13 protein-coding genes and 1 other annotated feature are annotated in these 16,311 nt (G+C 34.4%); of the genes, 4 read left to right on the top strand and 9 right to left on the bottom strand.

The features are described from left to right. Positions 1-92: 92 nt before the first annotated feature. Entirely contained in the window at positions 93-569 is a 477-nt protein-coding gene (locus tag FC80_RS02505) for a GNAT family N-acetyltransferase (RefSeq protein WP_057828576.1), read from the bottom strand. 162 nt (positions 570-731) lie between these two features. Then, positions 732-944 (top strand) — a binding site (T-box leader). Between the two features lie 40 nt (positions 945-984). On the opposite strand from FC80_RS02505, the gene FC80_RS02500 reads away from it, so the two are divergent. Both FC80_RS02500 and FC80_RS02495 read left to right on the top strand, forming a co-directional pair. Beyond that, positions 985-2,352: an FAD-binding oxidoreductase gene (locus FC80_RS02500; RefSeq protein WP_057828575.1), complete on the top strand. Its 1,368-nt coding sequence runs from the start codon at positions 985-987 to the stop codon at positions 2,350-2,352. A gap of 19 nt (positions 2,353-2,371) precedes the next feature. Continuing rightward, positions 2,372-3,739, top strand: coding sequence for a CehA/McbA family metallohydrolase (locus FC80_RS02495; RefSeq protein WP_057828574.1), 1,368 nt, complete (start codon positions 2,372-2,374; stop codon positions 3,737-3,739). A 101-nt stretch (positions 3,740-3,840) separates the two neighbouring features. Here the strand turns inward: FC80_RS02495 and argF are convergent, their stop codons facing one another. Genes argF through argC form a run of 5 tightly spaced genes read right to left on the bottom strand, consistent with a single transcriptional unit; the run spans position 3,841 to position 9,053 of the window. Further along, positions 3,841-4,860 (bottom strand): ornithine carbamoyltransferase, encoded by a 1,020-nt coding sequence (argF, locus tag FC80_RS02490; RefSeq protein ID WP_057828573.1) that lies wholly within the window; start codon positions 4,858-4,860, stop codon positions 3,841-3,843. 10 nt (positions 4,861-4,870) lie between these two features. Then, positions 4,871-6,022, bottom strand: coding sequence for an acetylornithine transaminase (locus tag FC80_RS02485; protein ID WP_057828572.1), 1,152 nt, complete (start codon positions 6,020-6,022; stop codon positions 4,871-4,873). Next, the gene (argB, locus tag FC80_RS02480) at positions 6,006-6,770 is read right to left on the bottom strand and encodes an acetylglutamate kinase (RefSeq protein ID WP_057828571.1); all 765 of its coding nucleotides are present in this window, start codon (positions 6,768-6,770) and stop codon (positions 6,006-6,008) included. The genes FC80_RS02485 and argB overlap by 17 nt, the downstream gene beginning before the upstream one ends. 22 nt (positions 6,771-6,792) lie before the next feature. Beyond that, on the bottom strand, positions 6,793-7,995 hold the full coding sequence (gene argJ / locus FC80_RS02475; RefSeq protein ID WP_057828570.1) for a bifunctional glutamate N-acetyltransferase/amino-acid acetyltransferase ArgJ: 1,203 nt from the start codon (positions 7,993-7,995) through the stop codon (positions 6,793-6,795). Between the two features lie 29 nt (positions 7,996-8,024). After that, positions 8,025-9,053, bottom strand: a complete 1,029-nt coding sequence (gene argC / locus FC80_RS02470; RefSeq protein ID WP_057828569.1) for an N-acetyl-gamma-glutamyl-phosphate reductase — start codon at positions 9,051-9,053, stop codon at positions 8,025-8,027. 398 nt (positions 9,054-9,451) lie between these two features. On the opposite strand from argC, the gene FC80_RS02465 reads away from it, so the two are divergent. Together FC80_RS02465 and FC80_RS02460 are read left to right on the top strand one after the other, a co-directional pair. Beyond that, a complete protein-coding gene (locus FC80_RS02465; RefSeq protein WP_057828568.1) occupies positions 9,452-10,852 on the top strand; it encodes a hypothetical protein in 1,401 nt (466 codons plus the stop codon). Between the two features lie 32 nt (positions 10,853-10,884). Continuing rightward, a complete protein-coding gene (locus FC80_RS02460) occupies positions 10,885-13,053 on the top strand; it encodes a lectin-like domain-containing protein (protein WP_057828567.1) in 2,169 nt (722 codons plus the stop codon). Positions 13,054-13,318: 265 nt separating this feature from the next. Here the strand turns inward: FC80_RS02460 and FC80_RS02455 are convergent, their stop codons facing one another. The 3 genes from FC80_RS02455 to FC80_RS02445 all read right to left on the bottom strand — a co-directional run bounded on the left by FC80_RS02455 (position 13,319) and on the right by FC80_RS02445 (position 16,289). Beyond that, positions 13,319-13,849: a TetR/AcrR family transcriptional regulator gene (locus tag FC80_RS02455; protein ID WP_057828566.1), complete on the bottom strand. Its 531-nt coding sequence runs from the start codon at positions 13,847-13,849 to the stop codon at positions 13,319-13,321. Positions 13,850-13,999: 150 nt separating this feature from the next. Beyond that, positions 14,000-14,476 (bottom strand): glutathione peroxidase, encoded by a 477-nt coding sequence (locus FC80_RS02450; RefSeq protein ID WP_057828565.1) that lies wholly within the window; start codon positions 14,474-14,476, stop codon positions 14,000-14,002. Positions 14,477-14,630: 154 nt separating this feature from the next. Then, on the bottom strand, positions 14,631-16,289 hold the full coding sequence (locus FC80_RS02445) for an alpha-keto acid decarboxylase family protein (RefSeq protein WP_420806302.1): 1,659 nt from the start codon (positions 16,287-16,289) through the stop codon (positions 14,631-14,633). Between the last annotated feature and the right edge of the window lie 22 nt (positions 16,290-16,311).

Below are 16,311 nucleotides of genomic sequence, written 5' to 3'. Positions count from 1 at the left end.
GCTAACAACCTAATTCATCATTTCGAGGTAGTTAGTGATAGTTTGCTAATTTGACAAATAGCTTACTTAGAATTTTTAAAACTAAATATAGATTATATTTTTTTAATAAACCACATATCACAGGCGCTGTGTTCGCTGCCTTGAAGGGGAGCTGTAAGTTCAGTGTAACCAAATTTTTCATAAAGATGTACGGCACTTGACTGATTTTTGAATGTTTCAATATATATTTGATTATAGTGCATTTTTTTAGCTTCTTTTTCAATTAAATGGATTAGCTTTGTACCTAATCCATGACCACGAGTTTCGGGAGTAAAATAAAGTTTTTGTAATTCGGTGACGCCAGGTTGTGCAAAAGGTGCTAGGCCACCACCACCAAGAACTTTATTGTTATCTTCAATAACCCAATAGCGTGCTTTTTTTGGTTGTGAATTATAAAATTCGGCAAGTGTATCAAGTTGGGGATCAAAAAAAGCAGTACCTGGAATGTCATTACCAAATTCTTTTAATGTTGTTTGAATTATTTCTTTGATTGCTTGGTTGTCTTCCGATTTGATGATACGTAAATGCACGTTAATCAGCTCCTATTTTGATAAGATATTTTTATTGTATCATTGAATTTCTTTCACTGATAAAAATCTATGCATAATTTGAAATTTATCAATTCAATTATTTAGAAACAATAAGATAGTGATAAAGAACTTCTTGACTTTTTTCAATGTGAAATCCATAATTACATTAAAATCAGAAGATGAGTAAATTAATTTTGAATTAAGCGAGCTATTGATTTGATGGAAGATGGCTGAGAAATTAATTGAAGATGGTCTTTGATTATGATGAGTTAGTGAGTCGCTATAAACTAATTACGGAGATGCCCGTTACTGCATATGAGTGGACTTATAGTATAAGTTTATTAAGGTGGTACCGCGGTGAGAGTCGTCCTTCGTATTTGGAAGGGCGACTTTTTATACAGAAAGGGAGAGAAAAATGGTTTTAGATTTAGCAAAATTACAATTGCCCAATGGAGAAATAATAATTGATGTTGAAACACTTAAGGCATATGGTCAAAATAAATTTACCCAAGAAATAATTAAGGGAAGTGTACCAGATGCAGTCATAGTTGCTAAAAGTATTGCTGATGTGCAAGCAACGGTTAGATTTGCGAGTCAAGAGAAGATTGCAGTAACCGTATATGGTGGAGGAACTTCGATAGTGAACGGTTCTGCAGGACAAAGTGGAGGTATTGTTTTAAATCTTTCAAGGTTAAATAGGATTATTGAAGTTAATACAGCAGATCAAACAGCGATTGTTGAAGCTGGTGTTTTAAATGGGACATTGGATGAAGAAGTGAGAAAACAGGGATATTTCTTTGCACCAGATCCTGGGTCTAAGCCGATTAGTACTGTTGGGGGAAATATTGCAACAAATGCAGGTGGGATGAGTTCATTAAAATATGGCACGACGAAACAATCCGTTTTAGGACTTAAAGCTGTCTTAGCAGATGGGACGATAATTGAAACTGGTGGAAAGTGTTTTAAAAATAATGCAGGGTATGATTTAACAGATTTATTTGTGGGCTCTGAAGGGACTTTAGGAATTGTAGTTGAGGCGACTGTAAGAATCTTGCCAATTCCCTTTGGTAATCCAACTACTGGTCTTGCGACATTCAGCGATATGAAGGCGTTAAGTGTTGCTGTGGAAAAGATATCAGCAAGTGGTTTAAGCCCTTCAATGTTGGAGGCCTTGAATAAGACATCAATTGAAGCATTAGATGCATTAGAGGGTACTGAGATGGGTGGAAAAGGTGCAGAGGCATTACTGATTTTTCAATTGGATGTTACGCCAGTAGGTGCACTAGAAGCTCTTAAAGAAATATTAGAGGCAAATAATGCATTACATGTTTCAGTAACTGATGATCCTGAATATGCCAATAAAATTGTTAAAATCAGACAGGATTATTATCAGGCAGAGGCTGCATATGGAAGATTAGTTGTCGAAGATGTAGCTGTACCACTATCCAAATTACCAGAACTTGCAGAATTTGTGGATAATCTTAGTTTTACTTCACCTGTTAAAGCTTTTTTGGGTGGTCATGCAGGAGATGGTAATTTCCATCCAAATATTGCTGTTTCGAAGAGTTTAGATGTGATTCCTGAGGATGTAAAAAGTGCAATCAATAAAATTTTTACATTTGCTCAGGAATTAGGAGGAACAATTTCTGCTGAACACGGAATCGGAGATTTAAAACATGACTGGATTGTCTCACAATTAGGTCAGGAAGTTGTCGACTTACAACAGAGAGTGAAAAATGCATTTGATCCAAATAATATTTTGAATCCAGGGCGTAAGGTTTGATAACGGAAGGGTGATTGCTATGACTAGTTCAAAGTTTAGAGTTAGTAAAGAACACTTTTATGATGCGTATGATTTTGAAGTTGACGATAAATGCGAACAACTTAAGCTAGATTTTTCAATTTCACAGGAATTATGGGCTCATGTTTTTATACTAAAAAATGGAGAACAAATAGGGCAAACATTGCTGACACACGAACAAGTTACACGCCAAGTGATAGTTGGGAAAAAAGCAATGATGACTTCACCGACGGTTTTACCGCAAGAGCAACTATCAGGTCACTGGCGAATCTTGTTTTTTATTACGGGAATTGGTAATTCAGAAGAAGAATTTGGAATTTCTTATGAGACAATTGCAAATGAAAGTAAGGTTTCAGAAAGCGAGATTGACCTTTTGACAGAAGTACCACAAGTTAAAAGTAAAGGTGATTGGGTTAAGGGTGATTTACATACTCATACATTGTATAGCGACGGTAGAATGACAAGAAAAAAGAATTTAGAAGTAGCGAAGCAACAACAGCTTGATTTCTTTGCCGCAACCGATCATAATATTGTCACGGCAATTTGGCCAAAAGACACAGATGTGCTCGTTATTCCAGGGTGCGAACTTACAACCGAATTTGGACATTGTAATTATTGGGGAGTAACAAAAGAGATTTTAAATATTACTGATGCCGAAAAGATGTTAAAACCAGCAACAATTGCACAGCTCATAGAAGAAAATGAGGGAGAGGGTATTTTGTCAATCAATCACTCATTTTTACATCCATGGGAGTGGCAGGTTGATATTCCGATACGGCTGATTACAGCTTATGAAATTATTAATGATCCAACCAATCCTGATAATGATGGAGCAACAAAAAAAGCTTTGGCCTACTGGACAAAACTTTGGAATTCTGGATGGAAAATTACCGGTGTTGGTGGTTCTGATAGTCATATGTTACCTACTGAACATTATCCTGATGCAAATCAACCATCGATTATGGGTGATCCTAGTACATTTGTTCATGTTAAAGAACTTACAGAAGAAAATGTGCTTGATGGAATTAAAAAGGGTGCAACAATTGTTAGTCGCGTTGGTAAAATTAACTTTACAAGTCAAGATGATGATGATCTTGTTCCAGGCAAGCAAGTAGCGGTAGGTACAAGAAGGTTCAGCTTGGACTTAGAAAGTAAGGATTCATACGTGATTAACTGGGTCTTCGACGGGAAAATTGTAAAAAGTTCCAAAAAAAGTCAGAGTAGTTATGAATTAAAGCAAAAAATTGCAGGTTATCATTGGTTACGCGCAGACGTCTTAAGCGATGACGGACTTTTACAGGCAACATTTACGCCAGTATATTGGGGTGAGAAAATTCCAAGCACCTCAACCTTTAAAGAATTGCTGTAATAATCAATTTAAGTTAAAACTAAAAAACTCTATATTATTAGTTGCAAATTAGTTACGTTGCTACTTAAATAATATGGAGTTTTTGTGTAAGAAAATAAAAATTATAGAACACTTTCTTCTGGAATAAATGGATGACCTAACGTTGCTGCCATAATTGCTTTAATTGCGTGCATTCGATTTGCAGCTTCTTGAAAAACAACGGAATTATCACTCTTAAAAACATCATCGGTTATTTCTAACGCCTCTAAATTATACTGATCCGTGAGTTTTTTACCGATAGATGTTTTTTTATCATGAAATGCTGGTAGACAATGGAGAACAATCGTATTTTTTTTACCTGTTTTCATTAATAGTTCATTATTGATTTGATAAGGGAGAAGTAGTTTAATTCGTTCGCCATAATCAACTTCTTCTCCCATTGATACCCAGACATCTGTATAAAGTGCATCAGCATTTTTAACAGCTTCATTAACATCATCCGTTATCAATAATGATGCGCCACTAACATTGGCCGCATTTTCTGCCATTTCTTGGATTTCTTTAGTTGGTTGGAGAGATTTTGGGGCACCAATATGGATATTGACTCCCAGAATAGCTCCAGTCATTAAAAGACTATTTGCCATGTTGTTACGTCCGTCACCAACGTACGTTAGAGTGAGGCCACTTAATTTGCCAAAATGTTCTTTGAGTGTCATAAAATCGGCAATCATTTGTGTGGGATGCCAGTCGTCGGTAAGCCCATTCCAAACGGGAACACCACTGTTAGCTGCCAATTCAGTAACAGTCTCTTGTGAGAATCCACGAAACTCAATTCCATCAAACATGCTGCCAAGTACAATGGCAGTGTCAGCGACGGATTCTTTGTTCCCAAATTGAATATCATTTTTGCCTAGAAATTCGGGATGTGCACCTAAATCAGTGGCTGCAACGGTAAAAGCTGAACGTGTACGCGTAGAAGCTTTTTCGAAAAGCAATGCGATGTTTTTGCCTGCAAGATACTGATGGGGAATATTTTGCTTTTTTAAATCTTTTAGATGAATTGCAAAATCGATTAAATAAGTTAGCTCTTTAGCCGAAAAATCGTTTTCTTTAAGAAATGATTTACCAAAAAAATGATTCATAATGATCCTCCTATAAACTTACAGTTTCATTTTGCAAAACTTCTTTTATTTTTTTAACACCTTCTAGTAATTCTGAACTCATAATTATTAATGGTGGCAAAAGCCGCAAAGTATTACCTCTTGAAGATAATGTTAATATCCCAACTTCATGTAATTGTGTGATTACTTGATTAACTGGAACGGATTGATTTAAATGAATACCAATCATCAGTCCTTTGCCAGAGATGGAGTCAACACTATCTAATGAGGAAATCTCTTTTTCAAGAAAATACCAAAGAAAACTTGCTTTTTGTTGGACATCATCTAAAAATGCTTCATCAAGGGTATCTAAAACAGCACAGGCAGCACTCATTGCAAGGGGATTCCCACCAAATGTTGAACCATGTGAACCAGGTCCAAAGAAATCAGCCAGAGCGTTTTTCCCAATCATTGCACCGACAGGAATCCCGTTAGCGAGGCCTTTAGCGATTGTTACGATATCTGGATCTAAATTATAATGTTCATAGGCAAACAGTTTGCCAGTTCTACCAATTCCTGTTTGGACTTCATCGATAATCAGTAAAACGTTATTTTGGTGACACTTTTTTTCAACTTCATGTAGCCAAGTATAGTCGCCTACTACAATCCCACCTTCACCTTGAATTATTTCTAAGATAACAGCTGCAAATGAACTGTCTATCTTATTTAGTGCATCGGCTGAGTTATAAGTTTCAAAGTAGATGTCGGGTAAAAATGGACCAAAACCTTCTTTAATTTTGTCATTTCCAGTTAAGGAAAGAGCACCATAGCTTCTTCCATGAAAGGAGTGATCAAAGGCTAATATTTTAGTTTTCCCAGTTGCTTTTCGAGCTAATTTAAGGGCAGCTTCATTGGCTTCTGTTCCAGAATTACAAAAATATACTTTTTTATCCATACCTTGAATTAATAATTCAGCGACGTTTTCTTGAAGATGACTCTCATAAAGGTTGGAGGTATGCCAAACTTTATCCAATTGGTCGCTAACTGCCTGCTTAACTTTTTTATTATTATATCCAAGATTACAGACACCTATTCCACTGGTTAAATCAAGATACTTTTTCCCCGTGTCATCGAATAAAGTAACCCCGTCACCCTTAGTAATTTCGAAGGGAAATCTATTATATGTTTTAAAAACTGATTGCATTTTCATTATCTCCTTCCTGGACAAAAGTTGTTCCTGAGCTAGCTAATTGATTTGTAATTTGTACACTTGTAACTCCCCAATTTAATGCATTAAAAGCGGCTTGTATTTTAGGCTTCATTCCAGCTGTAATAATATTTTGTGATTGCAATAAGTCAGCAATTTTAGGAGAAAGACTAGGAATAATTGTGTTATTATGCAAAACTCCAGGTACATCAGTCAAAAGATACAATTTCTCTGCTTTCAAAAGTCCGGCAATTTTAGATGCTGCAGTATCAGCATTGACATTTAACCATTGATTATCTGCGGTTAATGCCATAGGAGCTAAAATTGCTAGATGATGAGTCAAAACTTCAGATAGTAATTTGATATTGAGCGAATCTATTTGTCCCACCAAACCATATTTTTGTTCATCTAAGAAAGTTCCATTTAGAATGGACTCATCAGCTGCATTCAAGCCAATTGCGGGTATCTTTGCTTCTGTAAATTTCATTAATAATTGAGGTTGAGTTTGACCCAGCAAGACCATACGTGTTAACTCAAGCGTGCTTTTATCTGTGATACGCATGCCATCAATTTTTTTAACAGGTATTTTTAATTTGTCAGATAATTCTGAAATTTGACTGCCACCACCATGAATTAATAAAATTCGCTTTTTGGCCAACATCCATTGACGAATCTGGGAGAAAAAAGATGGAGGAAGTGTGTTAATCGAATTTCCGCCAATTTTAATTACAATGAGATTATCCATTCTAAATGCTCCTTTCTATTATTTAACTACTATATGTTGCATTAATTTTTACATAGTCATAAGTTAGATCGCAGCCCCAAGCTTGACCAGCGAAGTCGCCATCATTGAGGTTAACAGTTAAAGTAATAATATCTTTTTTTAAACTATTGCTGATTTGCGCTTCATCAAAGTCAACGGCAAGACTTTGTTGAACAACTGGAAATTCGTTTATTTTGATATCGATTGTTTTAGGATTAAAGTCAGCTGAAGTTGCACCAATCGTGCTAATAATTCTTCCCCAATTAGGATCTGCACCGAAAATTGCAGCCTTCACAAGATTTGATCCGACAATTGCTTTGGCAATTTTTTGTGCATCTGAGGAGCTTTGGGCATTTAAAACATTTGATTCAACTAATTTAGTAGCACCTTCACCATCAGCTGCAATTTTTTGTGCGAGTTTTTGTAAAACAAAATGGAGTGCTGCTTTGAACAATTGATAATCGGGACTATTTTCTTTAATGGGAGCGTTACCTGCTAAACCATTAGCAAGTGTCAAGACCATATCGTTTGTTGAAGTATCCCCATCAACTGTGATTTGATTGAATGTTATATCAGTTAGTTCGCTAAGTAATGGTTGTAATGTATTATCAGCAATTGCGATGTCAGTTGTCACAAATGCAAGCATTGTTGCCATTTTGGGATGAATCATTCCCGATCCTTTTGCAAAGCCTGAAATTTTACAAGGAATTCCTTGAATATCAAAGTCTACACTTATAATTTTAGCTTTTGTATCTGTTGTGAGAATTGCCTTTGTAATATCTGTATTTGTAGCTAATGTTAGCTCGGAAATTCCTTTTTCAATTTTATCCATTGGTAAGAATGCACCAATTAGTCCAGTTGAAGCAACACCAACAAGTTCAGGAGAGATATCTAGTCTTTTTGCAACTAAAGCTTGCTCTGTTAAGACATCATTTTCACCTTGAAGTCCGGTACATGAATTAGCAATGGCACTGTTTGCAATGATTGCTTGAAGTTCATGGTTTTTACTTACGATTTCTTTTGTTTTAGCAGTTGGGGCTGCACAAAATTTATTGGTGGTGTAGACACCTGCAGTTTTAGCAGGTACTTTGGAATATATCCAACCAAAATCAAGTTTTTGATTTTTTAGACCAATATGGGTAGCGTCACTATAGAATCCTTTTGGCCATGCAAAAGTTGATTCATTAAAGTCTTCAGTAGTTATCATCTTTAAAACTCCTTTTATTTTTTGTGTAATCATGGAAATACGGGAAGTAATGGAAGGCCGCTCGTTGGAGTTAAATTCCAAAAGAGATTGAAATTTTGAACAGCTTGGCCAGCAGCACCTTTCATTAAATTATCAATTACAGATACTATAGTGATTGTATTAGTTACTGGATTGTAGTTGACACCAATGTCGCAGTAATTTGAGCCTGTTACCTCTTTGATTGCTGGTAGATAGTTTTCCTTAAAACGGACAAAGGGAGCATTATCGTAATGCTTATGGAAACTTGTCAGTATTTCATCATTAGTGTAGTGCTTGATAGGTTTAAGATAAATTGTAGACATGATTCCACGAGTTACAGGAATTAATGTTGTTGAGAATTGGATAGCTGGAATTTTTGAATCCCATTCCCTTAGCTTTTGCATAATTTCTGGGATGTGCTGATGCTTATTCATTTTGTATAGCCATGCATTTTCATTTATAAAATTGTATTGACTTGTAGTGCTTAATTTTTTTCCTGCACCAGAAACACCAGACTTAGCGTCAACAATGATTGAGTTGGGATCAATCATATGTTCGATAGCTAAAGGTGCTAATCCAAGTAATGTGGCTGTTGCATAACATCCAGGATTGGCAATGTATTTTGTGGTGTTTTTTTCTGGAAATTCAGTTAAACCGTATGAAGACTTTGATAGTAAAGAGGATGGAGCAGCTTCTTTGTTGTACCATTTTTTATATATCAACGGGTCTTTCAATCGAAAATCACCAGATAAATCAATAACGGGAAAATCAGCTTCGATAAATGGTGCTACTAGGTTTTTAGTGACTCCTGCGGGGGTCGCGCAAAAGAGCAGGTCATTATGTGACATGATTTCTGCTGGGTTGAAAGGAAGTATTGGTAAGTGGGTGGAAAAGGCAGGTACTTCATTATCGAAGAAACGGGAACCTTTGCCTCCTTCATGACCATATAAATTTATTGATTCAACATTTGGGTGCTGAGACAAAAGGCCATAGAGTACAGTTCCACTGTAACCGGTTGCTCCCAAAATTGCGACATGCATGAAATCACTCCTTTTAATTCATAAATTATGAATAACAATTCATTTTGATGATGATAACTATAGACCTTTTTATTTTTGATTTCAATAGTTTATTTATAAAAAACCAATTATTTCTTAATTTAATGAATAAATATTTTTTAGGGCGATTAAAAATCAGTATAACAATATAATTACTCAATAAACGCATAAACTTTTGGTTAGTCTTGAATAGTTAAAAAAAAGAAAAAAAAAGAAACTTACCAGATCATTGATTGCTATATACTTAGGGAAGTATTTGAGAGGATTAGGGGTAGCTTATTGTGGAGTTAACAATTTTTGTATAACTTTTGAAACAAATTTGGTATAATTTGGGGTGATGAGAGTAGCTGCTGATTTTTTTGAATAAAGGTGCACATATTATGGAATTTTTAAACATTTTAAATGATTTCGAGCGTGAAAAAATAAATTTATTTGTAGAAATTTTAGATAATCCAAACAGAGAGATTGAATTAAAGAGTTTACAAGAAAAAATGCAAATGTCTCGTTACAAAGTTGCTAATTTGCTGGAAAGTTTGGATTATGATGTTAAGTTGTTAACTGAAAAAAGGGGAATAATTACTAACGCAAAAATGGTTGTACCAACGAGAAATTTATCTCGTCATACACTTAGTATGTTAAAAAAGTATTATTTTGAACTTTCGCCGTTACGAATATTGATGCTAGAAATTTTAGATGAGGGTGATTTTCCAACTTTTCAAAAAATCGAATTAAAGTATGCTTGGCCAAAAACCTTCTTTTATCAGCAAAAGAATAAATATGATGAAATTTATCAAAGCTTTTCAACATCTTATCGAATAGACCCTGAATCTAATTTGCGATTTTTCATTTATAATGCATTTGCATTTTTTGGTGGATTTCCCGATAGACTAGATCGTTTGATTAAGGTCTTGAAAGACTACACCATTTTAAATGGGCTTTCAAACACGCAGAAGTTTAAAGCAGAATTAATGTTATGGATTGTAGAAAAGAGAGTTTTAAATAAGAAATTTGTTTTGGAAGAAACTATCGTTATTAACATTGAACTTGCAAAATATGCAACACTTGATTTTCTTCCAATAACAAAGAAAAGATTACAAAAAGAATCTGCTTTTATTGTCCAATTTTACTATTATATAGGGGTTTTTAATGTTGAAAAACTTTCTGCTGATGATTTTAAAGAAAGCGAACAAAAAAGCTTTAGGGAGATTACGGATGTTTTAAGTAATGGCGTTTCTGATGTAATAGTTGAAGAAAAAGGTTATGAAGATAGTATAAAAAAATTTTTTAATGAAATTAGTTCACAAGTTATTTTAGACAAAATCTGTTTTATACAGACTGATCAATTTAGTCTTAATATTCAATATTTTGCCGAGGTATATCCATTTTTAGATAGTAGAGTGAGAGAGATGGTCGATAAAATATCGCATCAATGGTTAATCCCAGATAGAAAAAGAGCATATTTTAATATGATGACATCGATGCTCGCCTCAAAAATTCCGTTTACAAAAAATGACAAAATTACCTTATGTATAGATTTTTCGGGTGGCCCCCATGTGAATTCATATATACTGAGTTTGTTCAAGAGCTATGTGAATATCAATGTCGATGTTTCTAATATTTTAACAAGTAAAACTGATTTATACCTTAGCGATCAATATATTGAATACCAGCTAATTGATCAGGTAATATGGTTGAAACCGCCAACACCACTTGACTGGGCTGAATTAGGTGAAAAAATAGTAGAAATTAAGCATCAAAAGTATCAATCTGCAAAAAAATAGTAAATTGAGTATCTTAGGTAGGAGATGAGGATATGAGAAAAATCAGGATGAGTAGAATAAAAAATAGATGGGTAATTACAGGCTTAGTTACTGGTAGTTTATTTGCGACACCGTTGATTATCGATGTTCATGCTGATATGCCTAGGATAAATACTCAAAAGACGGCTTCTTCTACAAATGAAGAGGCAGATGATAATTATACATTGATTAATAGGAATGATTTTCTTGAGTATTTCACTCAAAATGGAATGGCAAGTAATAATTATAACAATGAAACAGGAATTCAAACATTTACAACCACTACAAATCAAGCGGGAAATATTACTTTCAAAAATCTGATTAATTTAGACTATTCGTTTGAAATAAGAGGAGCTATCAATGTTGGAAAGGCAACAGCATTATCAAAAGTAGCTGATGGAATTGGATTTGCATTTTATCAAGGAGAAAGAACACAGTATAGTACCAGTAATAACATTTACGGAGGGAATGTTGGTATATATGGTGTTCCAAACGTTTTTGGTTGGAAATTAGATACTTATGCTAATGGTAACGATGTGGATGGTGATTCAGATGAAGGATTGCCGACACCATATGGAGCATTTGTATCTACTGATGCTACGGGCAAAGGAACGATTGATAAACAATCAGTTCAAGGAATGGGCTCGGATTTTACCAATGGTGAGATGCATAGTTTGGTTATCAAGTATGATGCAAGTACAAAGATATTAAGTATTGTGTTAGAAGGAACAACTTTTAGTGAGAGTTTAGCTGACAAAATAAACACGCAAGATCCTGAGTATTCCTTCTCCGTGGCTGCTTCAACAGGTTCATTATCTGCTGTGCAGGCATTTAGATTTGATTCTATGAAGTATGTTGCATATCAAAATCAAAATGCAACAATCAATTATATTGATGAGAATACAGGAAAAACACTGGCTACAGATGAGATTAGTGGAGTTTCTAATTCACTTGTTACTTATCCAGATATTAAAATAGAAGATTATGAAAATGAAGGCTACGAAGTTGATACAAGTAAGACGGATCTAACAAAGGAATCAAAATTTGATAATGATGATACGAAAAATCAAACATTTTCGGTTTATTTGAAGCATAAGACGTCTACGACAACTTCACAAAAAGCAATCAAAAGGACAATTAGCTATGAATATGAAGATGGTACAAAAGCAGCGGAAGATAGCCAACAACAGTTGATTTTTCGGAATAAAATTGTAAAAGATGAAGTTACAAATGAAAGTACAAGTACATGGGAAGCAGTCGCAGGAACAACGTTTATTGCAGTGGATTCACCAGTAATTACAGGTTATAAAGCGAATAATGTTGCGATACCAGCAGAAGAAAATATTAAACAAGATAGTGAAGATGAAAACTATGTTGTTAAGTATTCACCAAAAAACGAGCAAGCGATTATCAGGTTTGTCGATGCAACAACTGGGAAAGTTATTTTTGAAAGGCAAATAAATGGAAAATTTGGAACTAGTTCAAATTATAATTTAATACAAGACATAGCATTAATAGGCAGTCAGGGATATTTTGTTAAAGAAAGTAATATTCCCAAAACTGGAATACAATTTAATCAAGATGGTCAAAGTCAAATTTATAGTGTTAAAGTATTACCAATTGAAATAACACCTAAAAATACAATGGATTCACAGAATTCACAAACAGTGGATAAAGATAAGGTTGACAAATATGGTGTGGCAGAAAGCAAATCAATAGATCATAGCGCAACTGGGCTTGTACAGTTTGTGGAGCAGAATACAGGAAAAGTTATTAAGTCAGATATATTGCCAAAGCAAAAAGGCTTTTACCCAGTTAATGTTGTTGCAGCAACTTTAAAAAAACATGGTTATCAGGTGCAAAGTAATTGGAATGGAGCTTATGATAATGAAGATGGGAATCAAAAAAATATCAAGGTATCTGTTTCACAAGATGTCGACTTTCAAAAACAGTCAAAGCTTGTAATAGAAAACTATGCAGAAAAAACAAATTACAGTTTCCGAGATAATTTGAGTCAGGATCATAATGTCCTACTTAATCAATTTTTTAATTCGTCAAATATCCCAGTAGATGTTAACCATACACTAATTCCTAAGTCAGGTGGCGGAGGAGCCGGCGGTGGGCATGAAGTTTCAAAAATCCTTGCAGTCTTAGCATATTCAGTTAATTTTAGTAGAAGATAAATAATTGAATTTATCCTTTGAAAATTTACATTTTTATGGGATGGATTCCAAATGTGAATCAAAAAATGGAGTTTAATATTTGAAAAACTACCTGGAAAATAATATTGGGTGAATAAACCCAAGGCTGGTCATGCCGATTGCTTTAGGAAATAAAGATGTTTGTAGCTCTAGTCAAAAAAGTTGATAAATTACCATTTCTGTAATTTATCAACATTAAGTATAGCAATTAGACGCAATTTCTAATTTAGCGTTTTATTTGTTTAGGCTAAAAAAACTTGAGTATATCATTGCTGATTTTTGTAAAATAATGGCTGTTTTGATATACACGAGCTGACAACATTGCACCATGGAAAGTTGCAAGAATATCAGTTGCTAATTGCTGAATATCATTTTGACTTACAGCTGTTTTATTTTCCAATAAGAGCTCACTTATCCAACTAGTTAATTCAGTGAAATGAGATTGAAGTTCTTTTTGAATAGGTGCGCTGAGCATAGGAATTGATGATGCCAAATGCATACACAAACAAATGTTGTTAGGGCTATCGTTCAGGCAGTTATTCCAGTAGTCAATATAAGCTTTAATTTTACTTTTTGGAGTTTCAGTAGATTCGTCTAGCTGTGCAAGTTTTTTTTGTATATTTGAGCGATATCGTTGAATTACTTGCAAGACGAGACTTTCTTTAGTGGGGAAATAATAATGGATACTGGCTTTTTTTATTCCAATTTTTTCAGAAATGTCAGCATAGCTAAAATCATAATAACCCCGTTGAACTAGTAAATCATATGCAATATCCATAATCTGTGTTTTCCGTTCTATTGTACTCAACTCCTTTTTTTCAATTTTAATCAGTAAGTTAATAGATAGCAAGAAGCTGAATCAAAATTTTATTTAACGGAATAAATTAATGGTTTGTTTTAAAGGCCATGTTAGTATACAGAATTTCTACTATACTAATAATGATTCTATATCTGCTGCAATATCTTTGGGCTTTGTTTTAGGTGCATAACGCTTAACAACTTGCCCATCTGTGCCAATCAAAAATTTTGTGAAGTTCCATTTAATTGATTTTCCAAAGGTTCCAGGTGCAGCATCTTTTAGATAGGTAAAAATTGGGTTGGCATCTTTTCCATTAACATTAGCTAGTTGGTGCATTGGGAATGTCACTCCATAAGTAGTTTGGCAAGCTTGGGCAGCCTGTTGACTTGAACTTAACTCTTGTTTAAATTGGTTGGATGGGAAACCTAAAATTTCTAAACCATCTTTTTGGTATTTTTGATATAAGTCTTCAAGTTGACTAAACTGAGGAGCAAAAATACATTTAGTCGCTGTATTAACAAGTAAGAGTACTTTACCGTGATATTTTTCTAAATTATAAGAAGTACCATTTTCGAGTGTTGCTGAGTAGTCATAAATATTTGTCATGAGTAAGACTCCTTTATTTTGAGATGAGTTTTGAAAAGATTGTTTATTATAATATACCTACTAGTAGGTAGAATATCAAGTGAAAAGTAAGGAGCTGACTAAAAGTTATCTTTTGCCTGTGCTCCTTATTCTTCGTCTAGGTTATTTTTAAAAATTAATGATTTTGTTTTTCGAATAGTTGTCCCATCTTGACTAAAGTTTCTGGAGCATCTTTTGCTCCCATAATTACTTGGACAACAATCATTTTGTCTTTAGTTTTACGTGCAAGTTCCATTGTAGCCGCTAATTCTTCTTCTGTAGTAACCTTTTGAAAGAGATATTGATCTTCGGTAGCTCCAAAAGCAGCTGGAATTAATTTGTATTCTAACTTAGGAACATCGTTATAAGGTTCTGTCATTCCATGGATAATTCGTTCAACAGTATATCCACTATTATCAATGATAAAGATAATTGGATTAAGTTTTTCACGAAATGCCATGCCAAATTCTTGAATAGTCAGGTGAAGAGAGCCTTCGCCAACTGATAAGATATTCCGGCTTTCTGGATTAGCAATCTGACTACCTAACATCGCAGGAAATGAGTAGCCAATTGACCCCCACAAAGGTTGTCCAATAAAATGTGCATTTTTTGGCAAAAGATTGGATGATAAGCCAAAGAAAGATGTGCCTTGTTCTGCAACAAAAGTGTCAGACGAACTAATGAATTGTTCAAGAGCCTCATCATAAAATTTTTGTGTTAGATTTGCAGATGTTGGGGTAACCTTTGAGTGGTTTTCCAATTTAGCAACAGTATTGGAGTCACTCAATTTGTTAGTAGCTAAGTAATCAAGACTTTGCTTAAAGTCGTAATCTCCTTGATATTTTGTACCAAAAATTACGGCTTCATTGTAGTTCAGTGCAATTGTTTTACTTGGGCCAAAACTTTGTGTAAAGGCACCAGTTACAGAATCAGTTAGTTTAACACCAACTAATAAAATAGTATCGGCTTGATCGACAATTTTATTTGTTGTCTCATCTGAGAGCTCACCGTTATAGGTACCGATAAATTGTGTGATTGTTTCGTCAACTGCCCCTTTACCTAATCCTAAGACGCTCAAGGGAATATTATTGGTTTTCACAAAGTTTTCTATTTGTGAACCAAGGTTAAAACGAGCTGCTTCATGTCCAGCAATAACCACTAATTTATTAGCCTTTTCTAGTTTTTCAACAAGATATTGTTCAAAATCTGAATTATTTTTCTCATCCACTTCAAATAGCTTATGAATATCAGATTTCAATTCAATGTTTACGGGGATGTTAACTAGATCAGTTGGAAGATTAATATAAGCTGGTTTTTTTGTGGTAAAGATATATTGAGCAATACGATTAATTTCATTGATAGCATTTTCTGCGGTTAAATGGGCAATTTCGTATCCAAGTGCACGATGAGCTTCTTCGAAACGCAAGAAGTTGCCATCACCAAAAGTATGGTGAACTAGTTTATGATTATTTTGAACAGTTGTAGTTGGGGAACCAACAATTTCTAAGACCGGTACATGTTCTGCCATACTTCCACCAAGGCCATTAACTGCACTTAATTCGCCAACACCAAAAGTAGTTACAAATGCGGCAAAACCTTTTTGACGTGCATATCCATCAGCCATGTAAGCGGCATTTAGTTCATTAGCATTTCCAACCCAACGCATGTCTGAACTATGTGTAATATGATCTAAAAATTGCAAATTGTAATCTCCAGGGACACCGAAAATTTCAGGAGCTCCCATGAAGTTGATAACGTCTAACAGATAATCGGATATAGTATACAAAAACTTCATCTCCATTTATGTCAATTTAGTT

Origin of the sequence: Liquorilactobacillus cacaonum DSM 21116 (genome assembly GCF_001436735.1) — a bacterium.
Classification (GTDB): domain Bacteria; phylum Bacillota; class Bacilli; order Lactobacillales; family Lactobacillaceae; genus Liquorilactobacillus; species Liquorilactobacillus cacaonum.
Note: the sequence above shows the minus strand (reverse complement) of the source record. Positions and strands in the feature narration are given on the sequence as shown.